Here is a 23937-nt window from a genome sequence, read left to right on the forward strand (position 1 = left end):
TTCAATTATGCTCCTTTGATTTCGACTAAGCTTCCAGCTATTCCTGCCTTTTAAATACCCGTCTTTTTTAAAATGTAAGCCAAAGACATACCTCTCCCAGCTGAGTACTTTTTTTGAGCCACCATTTTTACTTTCTACCATTTTGTTAAGTTTGGTTTTATACGTCTTGGTGGTCCTCTTTCGGGTTCTAAGCTTCTAATCATTTTTAGTGTATTGCTTTTACCATTGATTTAGTTGAATGTCTAACTTTTCTCCTGCTATTTTTGGGGAAGCTTACAACAACACATTGGCCAGTAGATAAGCCCAAATACAGGAAAGATCATTAAATTGAAAATCATTAAGAAAGTCGAAAAATTATGTCAAAAAATATAATACTACTTCTAGGAATTGGATTGTTTTTTTCTTGCAAAGAAGAAAATGTAGGACTTACCATGATTACAAAGTGGCAAGATGACAAAAGGTCGGCAGTTTCAATTACTTATGATGACGGGATTATCAATCAATTCACGGTGGCAAAACCGATTATGGATAAGTTTCAAATGCCCGGGACTTTTTATATCATCACGGGAAAAATAGATGGTTCAAAAGAAGGTAAGTTCATAGGGCGACCAAAAGAAGAAATTATCGAAGAGACAAATTCCATAAAAACGGATAAAGAAAACTTTTTTGAAAGGGCTTCACTCATAGCTTATACGGGAACTACAGAAGCCGTAGATTATCATTCTAGGGCAGGTTCGCTTTATGAAGCTGGCAAAATATTGGAAGCTTATCAGCTTTTAGACGAAGGATATCAAAAAATCAGAAAAGGAGAGATAAGAAATTTAGACCAAGTGATACATCATGATAATTTGGTGGATACCACCACTTGGGAAGATTTAAAGATTTATGCCAAACAGGGTCATGAAATAGCTAGTCACACGGTTACGCATGCTAGATTGGCGGTTTTGGATGAAGTAAATTTAATGTATGAACTGGAACAAAGTAAAAAGGATATTGAGAACTTTTTAGGAAAGAAGCATACATTTTCTGCCGAATGTCCCTATGGAACAGAAAATGAAAGAGTAATGAAATATGCTCATAAACTATACCCTTCACTTAGAAACAGAATGCCGGAACCTTATCTAGAAGAACTAAATAGATCGAGTAATAAAAGCCCCGAGGAATCGGAAAAAGAGTATGTACAATGGCAAAGAGGTCCTCTTACCGATATAGGATTAGGGGAAATGAAAGAATGGATAGATAGATGTTTGGTTCGGGATAATGTTTGGCTGGTATTGGTATTTCATGGCATAAATGGCATCGGTTGGGAGCCAAAAACAGGAAAAGAATTAGAAGAATATTTTCAATATATAGAATGAAAGAAAAGAGCAAATGTGGGTCGCCACTTTTGCAGATGTGACCAAATATATTAGAGAGCGTAAAAGCACAGAAATAAAAAGTAAAATGAGTGGGAGAAGTATAAAGGTAAATATCTCCTCTTCTCTTGATCCATTTGTATATGATGTACCTATTACCTTAAAAACTTACGTACCTAAAAATTGGGAGAGCGTTTCAATTAATAATGGTCAAATTCATTTAAAAGCAAAAACCGATACGATAGGTAATTATGTCATTTATACCATCTCACCAAAAGATAAAGAAATCATACTGCAAGAGCGTTTATAGAAGAAATCGTATATCGGGGTTTATCTCATAAAAAACGTGGTTAAAAACAATAAGATTATAGTCCAAAACGAAAAAGAGCAATTCGTGGGAGATGGTCTAAACACCGCTCCTCTTGCAACTTTAACATGTGCGTTTAGCCATACTTAACGCTGTCCGTATTTCAAACATGAAATTTTATGGAGAGCTTATCGATAGCTCATTTAGCTTAAGGTTAGTATCTTTTAAAGTACCTCATCTCAAGAAATACACATACATGCTTACTTGGATTATGACTTATTTTCAGACAAAATCAACCTTTCAACATTAGAAACTTAAAAAAAGTAATCCAAATCCCTTAGATTAGTTGTGGCGATAAGCTGGATATGCTTAATGTTTAGGTCGTCCACCGTTATACATCCATAGTAACAATACTTATTACAAAACTAAATAGTCATGATGAAAAGTGAATGGATAGGAAAATATGAAAATTCTGAAATCAGCGTTAATAACACTTGGTTTAGTGGAGAGATGTTATTTGTAAATGGTGAATTACAAGATAAAAAACATGGATTCACAAGTTCAAATTTAACGGGACATCTCTTTAATGAAAAAGGAGAACGAAAAGATATAAAAGTTCATTTAGGAGGATCTTTCAAAATTGATAGCACCGTATTTGTTGACGATAAAGTACTGATAGTTGAAAAGGTCAAATAGAACAAAGTAATAAGAACGCAGAGAAGCAATAAGTCAATGCCTGTTCTTACCTTCTCTGATAATTGCCTTAGAATTATCAATTTGAAGTATGCTTCCAAAGCCAAGAGAGCATACAAGCAATTATGCGTAGCCGAACCCATTGACAGTTACTAGGAAACAAACGATTGAAAATAATTACAACATTCGAGCAATACTACCTCGAAGCCAAGGGGAATAGATGGTATTGGTTATTTTCAATATTTTGTCGTGTGACTTTAGCCTATGCCTTCATCGTTGCAGGAATGGTGAAAATTATTGGTGAAAGGTTCGCTAGTGGATTGGCCGTCAATCATCCCATGGGTGCCTATCTGGAAGCTTTGCATCATACCGGTTATTATTACACTTTCATTGGAATTGCTCAAGTCTTAGCCGCTATATTATTGCTGATACCCAGAACAGCAATGCTTGGAGCATTATTATACTTTCCAATTATTATAAATATTTGCTTACTCTCCTGTGCCGTTAGGTTTGAAGGTTCTATGATAACATCACCTTTAATGGTTCTTGCCAATTTATACCTCCTTGTTTGGAATTATGACAAGCTACGATACCTTTTACCCTTTAGACATTTCTCAGACCTTGGCCTCATTCAAAAACCATCAAAATACGATACAAAATTTCCATTTCTATTTTTTGCAGGAGTAATTATCGCTGTAGCTCTGACCATTTCTTTAGCCAGATTTGGGTATGAAGCTATGCCTCGAAATTCAATATCTGATTGTAAAAAACAGTTTATAAATACGGAATTGGAAGCCGCGGGGTTTGACTTTTGTGAATGTATCCATGAAAACGGCAAGCCTTTAGATGCCTGCTTAAAAGCGTTTGAAAACGCAAAATAAAACTGCCTCAAGCAATTAAATATGCCTTCTACAAAGCTCGGGAAATGCTGTGCTGCCTGTCCAACCCGATTACAATAGGGATGGAACTCAATCAGTCCAAAGGCTTAAATTATCAGGTCTCTGACCTAGCCTCCTCAAGCAGAAACTGTGAACACAACTAAAAAGTAGGTGCCTTTTTAAGTCATATACAAACCAATTACTTTAATTTCGCAGCTTTGGAGCAATTACGACAAAACTTGGCAATAACAACACCTCATCTTTCCTACTTATATTCGTTCAAATACGACTACCATCATACAGCATTATGTAAGCTAGAATCAAGGCAGATTTTTGATAAAGAAGAAACGGATAAAGTGTTGTTTTCTGATATCAGAATAGACCCTACTGTCAGTCCGTTTATTAAAAACAGATTTGACATAATTTCATCTTCAGAAAGTTATTCCGAGCTATTAAAAAACATCGAAGAAGAAAATATTCATGTTGAAGGCTTTAAAGCCGAATACCTGATTTTGGACGGTGATACGGCAGACTATGCAGAAAGACGTAAAAAATTAAAAGATGTAGGACATTGCATAGAAGGTGAACCCGATTTTGATAATCCAACCGTCACTTACGCAATTTGCCATTATAAAAACCTGTGGTATTTCGGGATTTTGATAAAACATGATCCTGACTGGCATAAACACAAGAAAAAGCCGTGTTCTTTTAGCAATTCCATTAGCATGACTATTGCTAAAACCCTGGTGAGTCTGGCGTCGAAAGGTGATGAAAAGCGTCAGCTGTTAGATGGTTGCTGTGGTGTGGGTACCATCATGTTAGAAGCCTGTTTTTCTGGGTTCAACATAGACGGGTGCGACATCAATTGGAAAGCGTGTAGCCATACCAGAGAAAACTTGTCATACTATAACTATCCATCACAGGTATACTGTTCAGATATTAAAGACTTAGACACACGGTACGATGCCGCTATAATAGACCTTCCATACAATTTATACTCCTATTCAAACGACGATATAGCTTTAAACATCATAGCATCAGCAGCAAAATTAAGCGACCGCATAGTGATAGTATCTATCTCAGACATAGAAACCATCATCAAAAATTCAGGATTGAAAGTTACTGATTTCTGCACTGTGGCTAAGAAAGGGAAATCAAAATTCGTACGAAACATCTGGATTTGTGAAAAGGAAATAAGCTCCAACTGAAGTAAAGTTCACAACCAAAACTAACACCTATGTAACACCCAACTATGTGGGCTTTACTCCTTTGTGTTTTCTTCTCGAATTAAAAAAAATAAATGCATTTAACAGTAAGACATAAATGACCATTCCTTGACAGAAGTCTTCTTAATAAAGCAAATCCTTATCCTGGGCTTTCATCGGTAAAAAGTCTATGTCCAAATAAGCTCCGCTGGCGTTGTCATCGGAAACGATTTGTGGTTTTCCTTTAATAATTTCCATAGAATTCCGATGAATGTGTCCAGCAAAAATGCCTAATAGATTGGGTGCATCAAAGACTTCCTTATGAAAATTAAGAGTGGTTTGCGTATGACCACTTTCTGGCCATTTAGGCCGCCTTTCTACTTTAAAACCTGGGTCTGTGGCTGCTCCCCAATTCGGATTTCCACAACCAAACGACACACCCTTCCCTGGGGCATACATGGGAATATGCACCAATAAAACCAATGGTATTCCAGTAGCTATCTGTGCTTTAAAAAATGCCAATTGCTCATCGTTAATTTGGTAGGTAGAATTATCTATGGCTAAGAACCTAAGGCCTTTGACATCGTATGCAGCCATCAAAGGATGATTCCCTTGATATAATGGCAATAATCGTTTTTCTATCCAAGTATCACGTAAAGTCTCCATTGTACCTTCCATGCCTTCATAATGCCAATCATGGTTACCGGCCGTATAGATGTAAGGAATGCCTGTTTCTTTTAGCTTTGACTGTACCCACGCTATAGCTGCCTCTGACGGAAAACTAAAAATATCGCCAATCAACGTAATCACATCTGCTTTTACTGCTTTTGCATAGGCCAAGGCTTGTTCAAAAGCCTCTTCTGGATTCGTCTCTTCTCTTGACTGAAAATGTGTGGTTTGGTTATAGGCCTTCGCCATTCTCTGACTAAACGCTTGATAAGGAACTCCTCTTTCATCATCTTTAAACAAATGTGTATCAGTGATATGAACTACTTTGATGGCTTCATGGATGACCTCTGCATAAAAGAACACTTTGTTTTGGTCTAAGGTAGCACAAACTTTGAAAGGTTTTTCGTCTCCTTTATTGCGTGTATTTGCGTAAGAACTGGTGCTAAGCCCAAGCCCCATTAAGGCTGCAGAAGTTTTTCCAAAAAATGACCGACGTTTCATAAAAAAGGCTTGTTAATTTCTTAAATATATTAAAATTTCAACAAAATATATGCTTGAAACATTTGGAACACTAGCCACCAGACCGAAAATAGAAACACACAAAAATGGCAGACAAATTCAAGCTAGAAAGATTTATAAAAGCAAAATATAACCCTTATAATACCGCTCCAAGCTTATGAACCACCCTGCAGCATATTCACAGCAAATTGATTGATATAACCAAAGAAAACCTTCAACCACGGCACTCCTTGAGAGTAAAATTACTTACGAACTGGGTTTTGAACAATCCTTTCTTTCTGTAAGTTTTTTAAGCTAAATACAAACCGTTCCCCTATTGAATTTCGACTAAACTTTGATGGAAACATAAGCTTTAAGATGGAGCTCTACACTCCTAAGTAGACACAAAAAAACGGTCACCAAAAAATACATCAGTGACCGTTTTAACTAAATACCTGCTAAAGACCCGTGGCTACTGTTACCGCACCCCGCTCTTTTATCAATTCATTTCTTACACCGGTTTTTCTGTATAATTCTACAGGGTTAAGGGCACCGTTTGTTCTTAGTCTGGCTTCTGCCACCAGAGCTCTTAAATCTGTTCTGTAAGCGTTTTGCAGTATCTCTTGGGCTTTAGCCACATCGTTTTCTTCTTGTGCTTTTTCTAATGCTTTTCTATCTACAGAAAGTGCTTGGGCGTAAGCCAACATAATGGCTTCCACAGATTGTAATAAGTCCTCTAATGGGTCTTTTACATTATGCGAAGCATCTATCATCCAACCTAAATCTTTGGCGTGGTTCATGCCTCTGGCATCCATTCCTTCTACCAATTCATTGAAAATCAAAAATAGCTGATAAGGCTTAACGCAGCCCGCAGTTAAGTCATCGTCACCATATTTGGAGTCGTTAAAATGGAAACCACCTAACTTTTCTTCCATAAGCAGCAGAGCCACTATCTGCTCTATATTCGCATTTGGCAAATGATGTCCCAAATCCACCAAAGTAGAAGCTTTGTTTCCTAGTTTCTGTACATAAGACAGCGACTGTCCCCAATCTGCCACCGTGGTAGAATAGAAGTTTGGCTCATAAGATTTGTACTCCAAAAACAATTTCCAATCGGACGGAAGAGCTGCATAAATTTCTTGCAAACTCTCCAAAGTATTTTCATAAGCTTTTCGGAAATTCAATTGGCCAGGAAAGCAAGAACCGTCAGAAAGCCAAACTGTTAAAGATTTAGATCCTAAGCCTACACCATGTTTTATGACTTCAATATTATGGTCTACCGCTTGTTTTCTAATAGCCTTATTGACATTCTGCAGTGAGCCAAATTTATAGCTATGCTTTTGAACCGCTTGGTCTTGAAAGGTATTTGAATTCACAGCATCAAATGCTAAACCATGTTCTCCTGCCAATGTTTTGATAGACTGATAGTCTTCTGGGATATCCCATGGAATGTGTAATGAAATGGCTCCTGAAGACTGGTTTAACTTATGCAATAATCCTACATCTTCTATTTTCTCTTCCAAAGAGCGAGGCTCCCCTCCTCCTGGGAAACGACCAAATCTGGTTCCACCAGTGCCCAGTGCCCAAGAAGGAATAGCGATCTGAAACGCCATGAGTTTTTCTATAATTGCTTCCGTATTTGCTACCTCAGAGGTCGTAAACCGAAGTTTTGTGTCATGCTTACTGCTTAAATCGGCATTATGATTGCCTATTAGTTCTTTGCTAATTTTCATTTCTTAAAATATTATTTCTCTAAGCTTTCTTCTATATCTAATTCTACGTTGCCTTTGCCTGACGGGCGATACTTTTTTACTGAAAAAAGTAACCAAAAAGCAAGCACCCTTCGTAACTCCCAAATCAAAAAATTAAGAAGTCTAAAATGTATGAACTCTAATTTTTGCTTTGCTAAAACAGCGAATGCTGATATAAGGACTTACCTATAAAAACCCATCGCTACGCCACCGTCAACATTGATGGAGTTTCCTGTGCTTTTGTTTAGCATCCCTCCTACCACTATAAAACATGCGTTTGCGATATCTTCCGGTAAGATAATCTCGTTAAGTAACGTTCTTTTGGCATAAAATGCAGGAAGCTCGTCGACCGTGATTCCGTAGGCTTTGGCTCTGCCTTCTCCCCAGCCCCCTTTCCAGATGTTTGAGTCAGAAATTACCGCGTCAGGATTAATGGTATTTACTCTGATTTTATCTGGTCCAAGTTCCGCTGCTAATAAACGGGTCAAATGAGCTTGAGCCGCTTTTGCAGAACCGTATCCTGCATTATTTGGCCCAGCCACTACCGCATTTTTAGAAACAATATTGACGATATCTCCACCGATATCTTGCTTTCTTAAAACTTCCGTGGCCGCTTTAGAAACAATAAACTGTCCCTTTACCAAAATGTCATACAGTCTATCCCATTCTGCCAAGGTGTGTTCTGCTATCGGTTTTGAAATGCTAATGCCGGCATTGTTAACGATGATATCCACGCCACCAAATGCCAATACAGCAGCATCCAGAGCCAGCTCGCTACTGGCCTCACTGGTGACATCTAAGAGGGTATTTGATACGGAATCTTGACCAAATTCTTTAATAAACGCTTCGGTCGTTTCTTTGATTCTGTCTTCATCAATATCAGAAATAACCACACAAGCTCCCTCCTCTGCAAATTTTCTAGCGATAGCCTTCCCTATTCCACCACCAGAACCAGTGATTAAAGCCACTTTTCCTGTCAATGCTTTTGGTTTCGGTCTTCTTTGAAGTTTTGCTTCTTCTAAAAGCCAATATTCAATATTGAAAGCTTCCTGACGTGGTAAGGAGGTATACTCCGAAACGGCCTCCGCCCCTTTCATAACGTTGACAGCATTGATGTAATACTCCGATGCCAATCTGGCTGTGTTCTTATCTTTTGAGAAAGTAAACATGCCTACTCCAGGGTATAAAATCACCACAGGATTGGCATCTCTCATGGCTGGAGAATTGTCATGTTTGCAGGTATCATAATAGTCGGCATACATTTTTCTATAGGCCTCAAAAGCCGGTAATAATTTAGCTTTAAGAGCCGCCAAATCTGTCAAATCTTCGTCTGGAGCTAATTCAAGTACCAAGGGAGAGATTTTTGTTCTCAGGAAATGGTCTGGGCAAGAAGTCCCCATTGGAGCCAACCTCTCTAAATCCTGCGAATTGATAAACTCTAAAACGTTTGGCACATCTGTAAAGTGACCTAGCATTCTATTTTTCTCAGAGCAAAAACCACGTAAAACTGGAGCAATTTTAGCCGCCTGATTTTTACGGGCATAAGCATTCAGACTTTCCACTTTTTGTCCTCCAAACACGGGGCCTTTTTTTCCAGAACTAAATGCCAAGTATTCCGCACATCTTTCTACCACCTCTAAGGTGTTTACGTAACTTTCGTAAGATGTATCTCCCCAAGTAAATAAGCCATGTGAGGCGAGCATAATCCCTTTCAGAGTAATACCTCTTGAAAGTGCTTCTTCAAAACATTCTCTTAACTGTAAACCCAAATCAAAACCTGGTCTTTGCCAGCCTACCCATCCTATTTCGCCATCAAAAAGCTTTTCCGTAATCTCTTTACCGTCTTTAGCTGCCGCAATAGCTATGGCCGCATCTGGATGTAAATGGTCAATGTGTTTGAAAGGCAAAAAGCCATGTAATGGCGTATCAATAGACGGTGCTTTTGAGTCTAAATCGAAGATGCAATGATTAAACAATGCCACCATTTTATCTTCATGCTCAATACCCTTATAAACATGCTCTAGGTTCATTAAACGCTCCATATATAATGCGGCACAGCCAGATTTTTTAAGCGTTCCGATATCTCCACCTGAGCCCTTAATCCACATCACTTCTACATCCTGACCTGTCAAGGGGTCTTTATCAATAACCTTCACAGAGGTGTTTCCACCACCATAATTGGTCAATCTTAAGTCTGCACCCAGCAGGTTAGAACGATAAATGAACAAATCGACTTCGTTATCAATTTTTGCGGCTTCAGCCTCATCCCATAAATAAGACACGTGTTTGAATTTCGACATAAAATTTAGAGTAGTTTGATTAAATTAGGTTTTAAGACTATTAATATTTTTATAAAGGATCGTTAATTTCAAAAAAGTATTGACCAGATGCTAAGGGTATTTTTATTAAGCCTTGCTCAATAATTATCCCCTCCCAGTCCATCACAGACTTACCACCTTCTGTTACTTTATCTACGTCATGAACTGGTAAATAAAGCACCGCAGAGGAGTTGGCAGGAACGGTGGCTTCATAAATCCATTTGTTTTCCATGACTTCCCATCCACTCCGAATTCTACCATAATTGGAGTCGTAATGACCCTTGGCATAAGTCATTTTTTTAGTTGGGTCTGGCGTAGGTTTTAAAATGAAACGTTTAAAACCAGCCACCTCTGGGTCACGTTGAATGCCCAGTGAATAGTTATACATCCAAGCCGCCACTGAGCCAAAGGAATAGTGATTAAAGGAGTTCATACTGTTGTTGCCTCCAAAACCTTTTTCTACCGTATAAGAGTTTAACCGCTCCCAAATAGATGTGGCACCATTAACCACAGAATAAAGCCATGAAGGATAAGACTCCTGCTGAAGCAATGTATAAGCCTCTTTATCTTTACCATTTTTCGCCAATGCTTCCATAATGGATGCTGTGCCAATAAAACCCGTCATTAAGGAGTATTCAGGGAGTTCTTGACCTTGGTCGTCAGTATTTTTTCTTTGGATGGTCTCCGTTAAATGCTTTACGGCATATGGTTTATTGGCTTTATTAAAAGTTCCTAATGCCAAAGGAATGGCATAGGAAGCCTGTGTGTCAATCAAGTCGCCCTTGGCTAATTTGACCACTTTCGCAGCCTCATTTGGAGGACCAATAAACATGGTTTTTACACCTGACCTCACGGTCTTATGCGTTTCGGCATCTACATAAACCTCATTAAATTTGGCCTTGATATCGGCACTGCGATTGAGGTATTTCTCTGCTTCTTTGTTTTGACCTAAGACCTTTGCCATTTTTGAAACTATTTCTAAATCATAAGCAAAATAGGACATCCAAAAAAGCGTATTATCGTTTCGGTTTCCTTCAGGGCTTAGCCAGTCACCCAGAGGCCCTTCATTTAGAATGCCTTCGCTGTTAATTTTGGTTTCTAAGAAAGCCAAATACTTTTTCATGGCGGGATAATGCTCTTTCAAAAGCTCTATATCTCCATATTGACGGTAGGTTTCCCATGCCACCACTATCCCAGCACTTCCCCAAAGCGTTCCACCAAAACCACCACCCATGGGTGCTACATCTGTAAAACGACCGGAGTCAAACTGCACATCACGCATGTTTAACAAGTGCCTTCTTAAAAACAAATTGGCATCTGTAAGATAAGTCGCTGATTTAGCAAAAACAGAAATATCGCCACCCCAACCCATTCTTTCGTTTCTAGCCGGCGTGTCTGTTGGAATAGACAAAAAATTGCTTCTTAATGACCATGTGATGTTTTCCCAAAGTTTATTGACTTTTTCATTTGAAGTGGTATAAGAAGAAGCCAACTCGTCTACGGAACTAATGACCATGCCTTTTACATCCGCCACAGGAATGGCAGACTTAATTCCCGTAATTTCTAAATAACGGTAACCATGAAAAGTAAAGCGAGGTTCTATGGTTTCGTTGCCGCCTCTTAGAATGTATTTATCTTGAGTAAGGGCAGCCCGAATATTTTCCATCATCACCATACCTTCGTTGCCTTCGTAATCCTTTAAATCAGGATATTTCACCTCAGAATAACGTAAAGTAACAACATTTCCTATGGTACCACCTTTCATGTTTATCTGAGGAAACCCCACCATATTTTGCCCCATGTCGTACACGTAAACATTTGGTCTAACTTCTTCCACACCTATACATGGCATTAATTTCACTACACGGGCATTTCTACCCAGCTGACCAACCAGTTCCTGTTTGTCATAATTAAGACGGTGTTTATTACCCATGAAATCTGTGAAATCTTCTTGGTTAGTAGTACCATTAAGAGGTACTTCCACCGCCGCCTTCCATTTAGAACTGTTGTATTCCGGTGTAGACCAACCCAGTACCGCAACTTCTTTGGTGGCATCGTAAACTTCGCCTTGGAAAAACGAACCGTAAATCACTGGACCTTCATTAAAAAACTGCCAAGACGCTGGATTAGAAACTATCGTTTGCTCTGTGCCATCTTTATAGCTCACCACGAGTTTTGACAATAAAGATTGGCGATCGCCAAAGTAATTCCAGTTTTCACCGGAATACGTAATATTTCCGGACCACCAGCCTTCACTAAGCCATGCTCCCAAGACATTGGTCTGACCAGCATTTAAAGCTTGTGTCAAATCATAGGTTTGATACATTTGGGTTTTGTTGTACTGCGTAAGCCCTGGATTAAAATAGTCTTGACTGACTTTTTGACCATTTATATACATTTCATAAATACCCCTAGCGGTTACATATAGTCGGGCTTTAGCTATCTCCTTACTTTCTAAATCAAAACCGGTTCTCAGCATTGGAGCTCCATTTTGACTTGGATCTACCAGTAACACTTCACCGCCATTTATCACATAACTTTCGTTTTCTATTGCCACATTTTCGCCTTTAAAAATGCTCTCTTGTGTTGAAAGGTCTTCCTTAAAAAGTGTGTTGGACGGCAGTCTGAAATTCATAATTTCTACATCTGAAAAAATGGCTTTTTGACCCTCGGAAACCTTAAAGCCTATATCTGCCAACATGGGGAAACTGATGAAATTGTTTCCACTACCTATAGGGTTAAGATTTATACCCGGTGAGCTAAATCTAGTAACTGGTGCTGCCCCCTTTTCTTTTAACAGGTTACCACTATTTTTGCCGTCCACATAAATACGGAATAATCCAAAGTTACACTCAGCATAAAAGGTATGTTTAGCATACCTATTCTTTTGATTGACAAGGCTCCTAGGAATCTCAAAAGTCTTAAAAGGTGCATTAGTAGAATCTTGTTTACTATACCCTACTCTGTATACGTTCAACTTAGCAATTCCTTTGGAAGATGCTTCTAAAGCTGAAATGTCAATTTCAAAAGCCACATAAGATTCATTTTTGGCATTTTCCATGCCCATTAAATTTAAATTGGCATTGACTAGTCTGCTGTCGTTTCCTCCAAAAAGAAAGGCGGCTTTGGTAGTCTTACTTTCAGCATCAAGCTGAATACCATACTGAAATTTAAAAACCGATAAATAGTGTGAATAAAACACCAAATCTTCATCTCCACCACCTATCCATTTGGCACCATCCCATGCGGAAATATCAGGATTTAACAATCCTGTTTCGAACCAAGAGGCATTGGTCATTAAAGTCCCATCTTTATCCCAAACCTTAACCGTCCAATCGTATTTTGTGGTCGGTATTAATTCTTCTCCTGCGTATTCAATATCATTAGCAATATCGGACGTCACTTTTTCTGAATCCCAAACCAATTTTCCAGACGCATCTTTAACTATAATTTGATAAGCCGACTGATATTGGTTTCTTTCATTATTGATGACCTCCATTTGCCAGCTAAAATGAGGATTCCGGATATCTATACCTAAAGGGGTTTCTAGATTTTCTGTTTTCAAAAGAATGATAGAAACGCCTTTTTGACAGCCCTGCAGCAAGAGACAAGAAAGAAACAAGGAGAAAATGTTTTTTATCATATCGTTTTTTATTCAATAGGTCTCAATATATCTAATAGAACAAGTCATGCAAACATTACACACATTAAATAATCATTCCGGAAACATATAATAGTTTTATCAAAAAGATAAACTTAAGACGGATATTTCTGTCAGATATATCATCATATTACAAAGTAATGGTACTTTTAAGACATAATCCTTGCCTGTTTTGATAATAGTCTTGCACAAAATGATATGAAGACATTTAGAAAGTATTTTGATTTAGTAGATAAAGAAGCAGATACTGACCTGGGAATAAGTATTTTAAACCTTGGACATCATATCCATCCCAAAAACCTAAACTACCCAGATTTAAGTCACCCAGACCATTATTATTTCGAATGGGAGAAAGGAAGAAGCCTCCAAGAGTATCAGATTCTTTACATCCCGACGGGTAGCGGCTATTTCGAAGCTAATGGAATGAAGCCGCAAGAAATAGATGCAGGCACGGTCATATTACTTTATCCAAGGGTTTGGCATAGATATAAACCAAAAGAAGATACTGGATGGGAAGAATATTGGATTGGCTTTTCGGGAAACTATGCTCATTATTTGTTAGAACAAGAGTGTTTTAGCCCGCAGCATCCCATCATTAAAGTTGGGTTTAACTCTGAGTTTACCGATACTTTTTCCAAGCTGCTAAAAGCCGTAGAAAACAAAGACGACTCCTTCAGAAAATTCTCTTCCTTTCTTATTATTCAGCTTTTGGGGATAGTTTACGCCTCAGCACTGATAACCAAAAAGAAACGTACCAAAAAAGAGAGCTTAATAGAAGCCGCAATAGCAGAAATTCACGAAAAATGGAATCAAGTTTTGGACTTCAAGGCCATTTCAGCTCAACAAAATGTGAGCTACGTTTGGTTTAGAAAAACTTTCAAGGAAGTTACAGGCACATCTCCAAATCAATATCAACTGTTACTGAAACTCAGAAAAGCAGAGCAACAAATACAAAACAGTAGCCTTACGCTTTCTGAAATCGCCTATAATTCTGGGTTTGAATCAGAGTCCTATTTCTCCAGAATTTTTAAACAAAAAATGGGGTATAACCCTTCTGAATTAAGAAAGAACTAACCCATATGTGCAATTAAGCTTTGCCAACCCTCATATGCCTTTACCGCAGAAAGATTTTCTAAATCAGGCTCCACCCTATTCTTACTCTTTTGACAGAAATCCTTCAATTGCTCCATATCCTTATAAACGCCACTTTTCAATCCTGAAAGTAGGCCTGCTCCAAGCAATGCCAGATTAGGCACTATCCATATTATTCTAGCCATAGCAGACCATGCAACCCCTTCCGTAACTCGCTACCAAAGGATTATTGTAACCGTAGAGCCTTAAAGTATAAACGCATACTATCTAAATCAAACACTAAAAGTGAAAGTTCAAGGTTTATAGCAAGAGTAACCGAATTCTTCGTGGCCAAACTATCAATACTTTTTTATAGGTTTATTATATGCAATAGACAGCATCCTTTCATATCGTAAAACCCAAAGCTCTTATAAAACAAAAGGCCGGTTCAAATCAGAACCTACAAAAACAAAAATCCAGTCAACAAATGTCAACTGGATTCTATAAATTAGATTTTTAACCTAAAGCCTATTCAGGATAAGACAAAGGCTCCAAAAGGTAAAATCGCTAACAAAAACTAAGCTACTTTCTTATTTTTCAAAATCAGTTTGCAGAAGCTGCTTCTCATTAAAAACATCGCTACCTATAGGCTTTTTATCTCTCATTTTTTTTACATCTTCTGCTTTTATACCTTTTCCTGCTTTAGCAAAGGCATTTTGTGTAAATCTGATAATATCGGCAATATCCTGATCTGAAATTTCATTGTTATTTATCAGGCCAGGCATATCGTTGTTTAATTCATACAATTTTCCATCTACATGAATAGGCCCGCTAATTCCATGTAAAATAATTGCGGCCAGTCGTTTCATAGAGCCATCGATATACTCGGATCCTTTAAGTGGTGGTGCCAAGTCTTGAATTCCTTTTCCGTCTACGGCATGACATGTGGCACAAATACTTCGGTAAAGCTGCAGGCCTTTCGTACGTGGATCCAAAACATTTTTTTCCTTCACAAAAATTGAATTTAATTCCTCGTTCTTGTGATTATCGATTGCAATTGATAAACTGCTTTTTAGCCCCGCAGTAGGATTCATTGTATTCGTATACTTCTCTTCTATACCTTCTAAGCTACTTACGATAGCCTCTTGAAAGATTTTTTGAGTCTCGTACTTTTTGTCAATTTGTGCTAGCATCGGTAAAAACGTAGCTTCTGAGTATTTGAGCCAGCTACTCAGCGACATGGACAAGTAAAGGTCAATAACTTCATTATTACGAGCCAATAGTTGTGAAGAAACTTCCTTCATTTTTGACACATTTCGCGACGAAGCAAATCGCTCTAAAAGCCCTAGAGCATGAGCCACGGTTTCAGGCTGCCTGGATTGGTTTATAATGTTGCTTAAAGTACTAAAAGTTAGCGAATTTAAGCCTTCAAGCACATAAAGAGCATGAATGGCGGTTGAAAACTCATTATCAGTCTGAGCCAAATTAATCAAATCTTTAAGCACCGAACGATCTTTCTTTTGAATCAATAATTGTTGAGAACGGTCTCTTATCCAGCCATTAGAATGGCTTAGAAAGGCCACTAATTCTTGGCTTGAAGCCTTAGACAAATCTGGTACTGCGTTAAGCTTACCTGCTTTGTTTGTGATTTTCAAAATTCGTCCAGCATTCTGTAATGTATCCAATCTTTTAAGACCGAGCTGCTCTGTCAAGTACTGAGAAATATATGCTTTATGCTGAATAATACCTCTGTGCATATCTACCACATAAATAGCTCCATCTGGTCCATTAAACAAGTTTACCGGTCGGAAGCCTTCGTCTGTAGAGGCAATAAACTCTTTACCTTCCGTAGCTTGTTCTCCTGAGGTCTGCGTATTTTCAAAAGTCAGAACATTGCGTTTAATAAGGTTAGCTTCTGGTACACAAGCAAACGCATTTTGATTGTGTATTTCTTGAAAAGCTCCACCACGATAAATCAATGGGCCACAAGCAGCGGTAACATTTATCAAATAACCCCTTTCATCTAAAATACCTTTTTGATACCCTCGATTTACCGATGTTTGATGAATTGGGAAAACGCGATCGCTGGCTAACTTTTGATTTTCGGCTATTTCTGGTTTAAAATACTTGTTCTGAATTGCTTTGTTTGGTAGAACAAAATCACCCTTAAACTGCGTGGAATTACTATTGAAGTAAAGTCGCCCAAAATTATCTTTTGTAATACCCCATTGACCACGATAAGAAGTCGGTTCCTTTACCCATTTACCATTTTTAAGTTGATACCTAAAATTATACTTGGCGTTGTATATCCAGTTGTCAATATTCATCATTAAGCCGTTCGACGAATGTTCCACATTGCCTCCTTCTGCATAAATAGGATCCACTAAGGTTTTCTTACCGGGTTTATCCTTCTTTATCTCAACGAACCAAAGCTTGGGACCATCGACATATAAAAGGCCGCCATAAACATGAGCCAGTCCACGTGGCAAGACAAGTTGATCCAAAAACACCTTGGAATGGTCAATGACACCATCATTATCTAAATCTTCCAAAATGCTAATTCTGCCGCTTGGCAAATCCTCTCCAATACCTTCGAGGTTTGGCATATAGCCAATCATTTCTACCACCCAAATTCTCCCTTTATCATCAAAGTCTATACTCACGGGTGCTTTCAAAAATGGTTCGGAAGCGGTTAAACTTAGTTCAAAACCTTCTTCTATTTGATAGTCCTTTAGGGAAAAGGTAGGTTCATTATATGAAATTACCTGAAATCCCATAATGCATATATAAAATAGTATAAATGAGTAGAATGCAGGTTTTATTAATCTTTTGTTCATTTTTTATGAATGATTTTATTATAATATATAGGAATTCACACTTGAGTACAAATCATGGCTCCATGATGCGGAATGCTTGGAAAAAAACAACTAAAGCTCTGTCTCGAAGTCAGTTTCTATTGTTTCTTAGGTACAATTTCCAATAAAGGTTTATCTAGATCCCAATCACTTGGCACTTCATAAACCACACGCATAATAAATGGATATTCCTTTGAATTCTCTATGGATAGTTTCAGGAGCTCCGATTTGGTGGCTTCGGCAAAAGTACTCTTTAGACTCGTATTAATGCCTAAACTGATGCCTGAAGGTTTCCAAGATTTATCTGAAAAATCGCTCGTCGAAATTTTATTAGCATAGACAAACAGTTCTATTTCTGTGGTGTTTTTGTCTGCCAAATAAACACCCATTTGTTTCTCATTTACCTGGACATTAGTTTGACCATTGCCTGGAATCAATAACCAGCCAATGCTTCCATCTTCGGCTTTCCAATGCATGGTACCTGTTTTTATTTGAGCCCACTTTCTTCTGTTGCCCCATAATCCACCCATCATCCAGTCTTTTTCTATAAAATGCGTCGCCTTTTTGAGTGAATCACCTATATAGTTACTAGGAACAATTTTTGAAACATATCGCGGTTTTGAAAAGGACTTAAATTCTGCTAAATCGGATTTGGACACCGAAAGCCCAAGATGGAAAATGGTAGCTAGATTACTCATTTCTCCATTCTTTTCTCCATTTTTCCCTGGAATGGGTGAGCGTTTTTTATCATCCAATGCAATCGCAATCCACAGTCCGATGATGGCATTGTGTTTCTGCATATCCATTCCATAAGCCCTGAAATACGGACCGACAATATTTTGTAAATTAGCATTGTAAAGCGTAGCTGTTTCATGCCAAAGTGCCTTTTCAAGGGTTTTTCCCATCGTTTTCATTTCATCAGAAAAAGCCAACTCTCGCCACATCGCAATTCCGATGAGCGTCACACCATAGTAAGTCGGAGAATTGTACTCACTAAAAGAGTTATGAGATTGATGCAAAGCAAAAATATCTTTCGCTTTTTTAAGTCCTGCAACTCTTAATGCTTCATTTTTAAAAGCGGTACCCACATATTCCATTAAAAAAGCACTCATAATGGAAATGTTACTATAAAACGGTGTAACATCCCTTTTCATTGCTCCTTTGGCCGCATGAACCAAGCCAACTTCGATGTCCTTTACTACTTCTGAAGGCAAAATATTTTTGTAATGATGGTAGATAACAATCAAATCACAACCGATAAATTCCCTCCAATTTTGGTCTAATCGATCATTGATGGCGTTTGTTTGCCACATGCCATAATAGGGACTTTTTTCATCCTGATACTGATATTTCAGAATCCATTTGATAATCGTTATCGCATTTTCAGTGTCATCATTTTGATTTCTAAAAAGAAGTGCTTCTGCCAAACGGGTAATACTTCTCAAGCTTGCACCATCCGACAATGATGTTGTAATTTCAGCACCTTTGGAATAATCTAAGGCTATCATATCTTCCAGCAAAGATTTTTGATAGGACGAAAGCGTTTTGTAGCTATATTGCTTTGAAATCAGTTCTTGTTTTTGGGCCAGAACGGGTTGTAAGAAAGTGAAAACTAAGAGCGTAATAATTAGTAATTTATTCATAATGTTTTATTTTTTAATGCTCCATCGATTAATGCCCATCTCCCAAAATTCCTGTTTACAGCATTTCCGTCAACTGATTTAATAACCCACTTATCCTTGGGAGCAAGTACGTCATAATCTATTTGCGAGCCGTTTGGTAAATGAATTTTTGTTTTCAGATTTTCAGCATTGGGGTTTAAGTCTAATAGTTTTTGAGCAAGTTCTTTTGAATTTTCATTTTCAAAAACTAGCACAATTCCTAGATTTAGGGAAGAATGAACGGCTATTTGTACTTGATTTTTAGTATCATAAATTGACCAAATGGCATTTTGTACAATAGGTTGAAAACCTTCTGGAACAAAAACTTTCCCTGCCGCACAAGCAAAGTTTTCGTAAACTCCCGTATTATTCCATTTGTAGAAATCGTTTGTTGGACCAAAAAGATGAAAGGCATCATTGACCATTTTTGCATTGTCGTCTAAAAAAAGCATGGTAGGCCGAGGCAGAATCTGTGAATATTTCCCTTGATTGCCCCCTCCTGCCGAAAGTAAAAAGTGCTTGCCAGCGGTGTAAATTTCGGGACAAGATTTTTTTCCATGTCCTAGTTTTACGAAATAACCATTTTCCTTTTCAAGCAGCATTTTGGCAACCTTGTCCGTAGGACGATATGGCATAGTTGAAGCCATTAGAGCATGAACGCTCTTGATTTTTTGGTTATAATCAACTTTTGCGTTTGGACCAAAGCTCATCCAAGTTTGCATAAAGATTGAATGATAATCCGTAGTCAATTCTTTAAATTTAGCCTTATCAATTCTACGTCGCATAGGCGGAAAATACTTGTATTGGTAGCTTCCAAGAGCAAAACACCAGCCCATATAGTCAAGCGTATTGCGAGCTTCTGTTCTAACTTTTTCTGACCCAAAAGCTTCCAAATTGAGCAATGCTGTAATTGTATAACCACTATAGGGCAAAGAATTAAATTCATAAAGACCAGCCATTTGCATTTCGACCAAGAATTTCAAAATTCTGCTTTCCATGCCATTTTTAGTGTTGTCATAGATCGGGTTTTGGCTGCCATGGCTCATTAACCATTTGTTTTTCAAATATCTGGAACCCTCTGTCATTAAAATGTGATTTTCCGTTTCACGTATAAGTTTGAGCGTACCAAGCGTATAATATCTGAATTTATGGCCTTCATCAATGAGCAAGGTATTTACCAAATATTCCGTTGTCTCAGGAAAAAGAATATCTGGCTTGTCACCAAAAAGATATAAAATAGTAATCAAAACGGTTTCCGTAAAATCATAGTCTCCCTTTGGATTCAATTTCCATTTGCTTCCTGAGACGCCCCTTACTGTTGTATTTAGGATGGTATTATTGACTTCTTCAAGGTCTTTTTTCATCCATAGTTTAGCCATCAAAACTCGCGGATTTTTTACTTTTTCATCGCCTTGATTAAGGTTTAAGTTTGCCCAAGTTGATATAATGGAATCCGACAGAGCCGATTTTTCAGACCATTGAATTGTTCTTGTATGTGGCACTTCAATATTGCTTTTTTTTAAGGCAGGCCTTTCAAATCGCCTTTGAGCTAAAAGAGAGGTTGAGATACCAAACATGATTAAAATCAGTGTTAGTATCTTTTGATATTTTTTACAATTTAATTCATTCATTGCTTCAGCCAAGTTAATTGACTCCAATGACTAGGCCCATCATTCGTTTGATTTTTGCCAACTGTACTGCGTCCATTTTTGAGGTATTTTGTCAGCAAATCTGTCAATTCCTTTACGACTGCAGGGTTTTTATCATATACATTTTGAGTTTCGGCTATGTCTTTTGATAAATCATACAACTGAATGGGAGGCATCGCTTTTGCTTCTTCGCTTATTTCTTTGGGAAACCCATTTCCACCCGAATGTGAACACATAATCAATTTCCAGTTATCTTGTCGTATGGCAAAAAAGCCGTTTGACGAATGATGAATAATGGCCTCACGTTTTGGATACTTTGTTTTTTTGCCTGTTACCTCAGACAAGAAACTATAACTATCTTCAGCGGTATAGTCGTTTAGTGGTGTTTTAGTGAGTTCTGAAAGCGTCCGAAATAAATCTGTCGTGCATACAAACTGATTACTGATTTTTTGCTTTTGAGCAGTATATCCCCCAGAAACAATAAATGGCACATGATGCCCTCCTTCATAAATATCTGTTTTATAGCCGCGGAAGTCAATGGACGGGTAATGCCCTTTTTCGAGCTGAGCCTGAGTATTTGCTGCAGGGGCAAAACCATTATCAGAAGCAAAAACAATTAGGGTATTTTCGTATATCCCTTTAGCTTTCAAGGTTTCTACTACTTGTCTTACCACATCATCTACCATTAAAACAAAGTCTCCGTAGGGTGAAACACCGCTTTTTCCTACAAACTCACCAAGAGGCAAAATAGGCGTATGAGGTGCTGCCAAAGGAAAATACAAGAAAAATGGTTGCTCCTTGTTCGCATTTTGATTGATAAAACTGAGGGCTTTTTCCGTAAATTTCCCTAGAACTTCTTCGGGCTTAAAATCAGGTGCTTCTATACCGGCACGATACAATGCTATCCCATTTCTTGCCAAACAAGTGTCTTTTGGAACAGTGGTGCAGCTTCCGTTTTCAACATAAGCATATGGAGGCATATCCAAGGAAGCCGGTATGCAAAAGGAGTAATTAAAGCCAAGACTATTGGGGCCATTTTCCACCGGTTTTGAGAAATCAACATTTTTTTCACCACCTTCGACACCCGACCAATTCCAGCCTAAATGCCATTTACCTACAATACCCGTTTCGTAGCCCTGTTTCTTCATAAATGAGGCCACGGTTTCTCTTTTGGGATCAATCAAAGGTGTATCATAACCATGTAAAACGCCCCTTTTCATGGTAGTACGCCAATTGTAACGGCCAGTCATAATGCCATATCGGGTGGGTGTACAAACCGATGACGTAGTGTGAGCATCTGTAAACCGAACACCCTCATGAGCCAATTTATCTATATTGGGTGTCATGATTTTACCTTTAGGATTATAGCATGACACATCGCCGATACCTAAATCATCGGCAAGGATATAAATAACATTTGGGCGTTTTTGGCCGATGGCATTTGACACCATTAGCATAAAATAGAGCACTATAAAATTGGTTTTTTTCATACGATTTTCGCATTTAAGAAATGTAACTGTGTCAAAGTAAATGGTTCTGATACAAACTGAAACTTCCTTTATGACGAGGGCTTACTGTCATTGTAAAATCAAAAAAAATCCCTCTTCATTTAAGTCTGTTCAATAAATATCAAAATTTAAGCTTCGCTTATTTCAAAGTGATTACGTGCTTAAATGGTGTAAAACCAGTCAAATAAACCGAAGGAGAACTAGGATCTCCTGGCAAGCCCCCTCTTAAATGCAAGCCTTTATGCTCTAATTTACCCGGCCCAAATTTTATACTATCATTTCCAAGCGTATATGTTGCTTGATTTTCACTGAGTAAGTAGGCATTTGGCTCTTTTGCAGATTGCTGAACGCCTGTTAATTCACCGCCAGCTCTGAATATCAATTCCAATGAAACAGGTACCCCATCTGTCCCGTGTAGATCAAATTCAACTTCTAAGCCGCCTGATATTTCTTTGATGCTAATGGTAGATTCTAAATATTGTACCTCACTTTGGCGGCGAATACTTTTTGGCATATTTCCCCAATCTCCTTTAGGGTCAATTTTATCTTTACTTACCGGTTGAAAATATGGCCCCTCCAACTTATTAGTCATTACCCATATATCACCTTCTTGAGAAATAGTTGGGGATTGAAATTGACCTTTGCCAAAGAAGGAAGCATTGATACGCATTCCTTGTAAAATAGCATTGTTTTTATGAAAAGTCAGAAAGTTCGGATTATTGATAAGCAATGTTGCATCCCAAGAATCACGTCGAATGCGAGCTAATTTGGAATAAGGGAACAACTTGGCATAACTTGTTTCAAACGGCCTTACCTCAGGTAGGTTTTTCCAAAGAAATTTTTCCTCTAAAAAATGATCTAAATCTCCGATAGTTTTTTTAAAATAATTTTTCTCTATCATTTGACACATGGCTGCAAATTCAGGATTATGATCCAAAATGGCCATGAATCTATAGGCATAATAGTAGTTCTCAAATGTACTTACCCCCCCCTTGTCTTGTCTGTTTGATGCGTCGGTAACGACTTCGCCATTTGGATGAACAAAATACATGGTCATTTTCAGATTTTTTCGCACAAAATCTAACAATTCAGGCTTATTAAGACCGTTGGCAACGGCTATCAGTGCTTTGTTGACAACCGATGAATAAACACCTGTACTTTTTTCGGTGTACTGACCATCAGAATCTAAATCAATATTTTCGGCCAGCCATTGTTCAGCACGATTAATATATTTTGGATTTGGCCAAAGGTTATTGATTTTCGTTAAAGCGGCTGCGACTACCCATCGATGATTTGGCGTGTGAATACCACCGATACTTAGGGCTTCACCTGCTGCTAATAAAAAGGCTTTTAACTCTGCAAAAAGCTCGTCCGATTCTTTAATGTTGGCTTGTTTTAATAATTCACAACTTGTGGTAACCCTTTCTACGATAAATCCTGTATCAGGCGTAGAATGAAAATTAGTACTTAAAAGGTCGATGGTTCCATCGGCATGTTGAATTTGTCGCAAATATTTTGCTGCCAAAATCATTTTAGTCTTTAAATCTGCTGACTTATAAAAGGATGATTCTAAATTAGTAAAACCAATTATCCCACGAGAAATGAGTGCATTTGTAGAATGAGGATTTGGAATATCCTCGCCATCTTTTAGCCCGCCATGGTGTTTTGATTTTTTATCTAGAATTTGATATTTCAATAAATCGGTGATGGATGTATCATTGAGTTTTATCAAATCAACTATCCATTTTGGTTTGTTTTCTGCTCTGTCGCTACTGTTCGCAAAACCTAAAATTGGTAACATACCCAATGATAATGTGCTTATGGATACAAATTCTCTTCTTTTCATTTTAAGGTTGAT

17 protein-coding genes are annotated in these 23937 nt (G+C 38.0%); 7 read left to right on the forward strand and 10 right to left on the reverse strand.

The window, feature by feature from the left end; translation table 11 throughout:
* Window positions 1–356: 356 nt before the first annotated feature.
* From ACTBZY_RS10360 to ACTBZY_RS10380, 5 genes are all read left to right on the forward strand, one after another.
* Window positions 357–1358, forward strand: a complete 1002-nt coding sequence (locus tag ACTBZY_RS10360; protein WP_463046262.1) for a polysaccharide deacetylase family protein — start codon at window positions 357–359, stop codon at window positions 1356–1358.
* 13 nt (window positions 1359–1371) lie between these two features.
* Window positions 1372–1665, forward strand: a complete 294-nt coding sequence (locus ACTBZY_RS10365; RefSeq protein ID WP_463046263.1) for a hypothetical protein — start codon at window positions 1372–1374, stop codon at window positions 1663–1665.
* 432 nt (window positions 1666–2097) lie between these two features.
* Entirely contained in the window at window positions 2098–2358 is a 261-nt protein-coding gene (locus ACTBZY_RS10370; protein WP_463046264.1) for a hypothetical protein, read from the forward strand.
* Between the two features lie 164 nt (window positions 2359–2522).
* Window positions 2523–3236: a DoxX family protein gene (locus ACTBZY_RS10375; protein WP_463046265.1), complete on the forward strand. Its 714-nt coding sequence runs from the start codon at window positions 2523–2525 to the stop codon at window positions 3234–3236.
* 236 nt (window positions 3237–3472) lie between these two features.
* Window positions 3473–4441 carry a TRM11 family SAM-dependent methyltransferase gene (locus ACTBZY_RS10380; RefSeq protein WP_463046266.1) on the forward strand — a complete coding sequence of 323 codons (969 nt, stop codon included), beginning with the start codon at window positions 3473–3475 and terminating at the stop codon, window positions 4439–4441.
* Between the two features lie 141 nt (window positions 4442–4582).
* Here ACTBZY_RS10380 and ACTBZY_RS10385 read toward each other — a convergent pair whose 3' ends face one another.
* The 4 genes from ACTBZY_RS10385 to ACTBZY_RS10400 form a co-directional block, all read right to left on the reverse strand.
* On the reverse strand, window positions 4583–5608 hold the full coding sequence (locus tag ACTBZY_RS10385) for a metallophosphoesterase family protein (RefSeq protein WP_463046267.1): 1026 nt from the start codon (window positions 5606–5608) through the stop codon (window positions 4583–4585).
* A 455-nt stretch (window positions 5609–6063) separates the two neighbouring features.
* Complete coding sequence (locus ACTBZY_RS10390) at window positions 6064–7338, reverse strand: sugar isomerase (protein ID WP_463046268.1); 1275 nt, start codon at window positions 7336–7338, stop codon at window positions 6064–6066.
* A 200-nt stretch (window positions 7339–7538) separates the two neighbouring features.
* Window positions 7539–9656: a bifunctional aldolase/short-chain dehydrogenase gene (locus ACTBZY_RS10395; RefSeq protein ID WP_463046269.1), complete on the reverse strand. Its 2118-nt coding sequence runs from the start codon at window positions 9654–9656 to the stop codon at window positions 7539–7541.
* Window positions 9657–9705: 49 nt separating this feature from the next.
* Window positions 9706–13317, reverse strand: coding sequence for a family 78 glycoside hydrolase catalytic domain (locus ACTBZY_RS10400; RefSeq protein WP_463046270.1), 3612 nt, complete (start codon window positions 13315–13317; stop codon window positions 9706–9708).
* Window positions 13318–13533: 216 nt separating this feature from the next.
* Between ACTBZY_RS10400 and ACTBZY_RS10405 the strand changes: the two genes are divergently transcribed.
* Complete coding sequence (locus tag ACTBZY_RS10405; RefSeq protein ID WP_463046271.1) at window positions 13534–14409, forward strand: helix-turn-helix domain-containing protein; 876 nt, start codon at window positions 13534–13536, stop codon at window positions 14407–14409.
* Here the strand turns inward: ACTBZY_RS10405 and ACTBZY_RS10410 are convergent.
* Window positions 14406–14612 (reverse strand): hypothetical protein, encoded by a 207-nt coding sequence (locus ACTBZY_RS10410; RefSeq protein ID WP_463046272.1) that lies wholly within the window; start codon window positions 14610–14612, stop codon window positions 14406–14408. The genes ACTBZY_RS10405 and ACTBZY_RS10410 overlap by 4 nt on opposite strands.
* On the opposite strand from ACTBZY_RS10410, the gene ACTBZY_RS10415 reads away from it, so the two are divergent.
* Window positions 14611–14676 carry a hypothetical protein gene (locus ACTBZY_RS10415; RefSeq protein WP_463046281.1) on the forward strand — a complete coding sequence of 22 codons (66 nt, stop codon included), beginning with the start codon at window positions 14611–14613 and terminating at the stop codon, window positions 14674–14676. The genes ACTBZY_RS10410 and ACTBZY_RS10415 overlap by 2 nt on opposite strands.
* Window positions 14677–14996: 320 nt before the next feature.
* Here the strand turns inward: ACTBZY_RS10415 and ACTBZY_RS10420 are convergent, their stop codons facing one another.
* The 5 genes from ACTBZY_RS10420 to ACTBZY_RS10440 all read right to left on the reverse strand — a co-directional run bounded on the left by ACTBZY_RS10420 (window position 14997) and on the right by ACTBZY_RS10440 (window position 23925).
* Window positions 14997–17243, reverse strand: coding sequence for a DUF7133 domain-containing protein (locus ACTBZY_RS10420; RefSeq protein ID WP_463046273.1), 2247 nt, complete (start codon window positions 17241–17243; stop codon window positions 14997–14999).
* A gap of 116 nt (window positions 17244–17359) precedes the next feature.
* On the reverse strand, window positions 17360–18904 hold the full coding sequence (locus ACTBZY_RS10425) for a hypothetical protein (RefSeq protein WP_463046274.1): 1545 nt from the start codon (window positions 18902–18904) through the stop codon (window positions 17360–17362).
* Window positions 18901–20499 carry a hypothetical protein gene (locus ACTBZY_RS10430; protein ID WP_463046275.1) on the reverse strand — a complete coding sequence of 533 codons (1599 nt, stop codon included), beginning with the start codon at window positions 20497–20499 and terminating at the stop codon, window positions 18901–18903. The genes ACTBZY_RS10425 and ACTBZY_RS10430 overlap by 4 nt, the downstream gene beginning before the upstream one ends.
* 50 nt (window positions 20500–20549) lie before the next feature.
* Window positions 20550–22061: a sulfatase family protein gene (locus tag ACTBZY_RS10435; RefSeq protein ID WP_463046276.1), complete on the reverse strand. Its 1512-nt coding sequence runs from the start codon at window positions 22059–22061 to the stop codon at window positions 20550–20552.
* 157 nt (window positions 22062–22218) lie between these two features.
* Window positions 22219–23925, reverse strand: a complete 1707-nt coding sequence (locus ACTBZY_RS10440) for a hypothetical protein (RefSeq protein WP_463046277.1) — start codon at window positions 23923–23925, stop codon at window positions 22219–22221.
* Between the last annotated feature and the right edge of the window lie 12 nt (window positions 23926–23937).

Source organism: Arcticibacterium sp. (assembly GCF_055134445.1).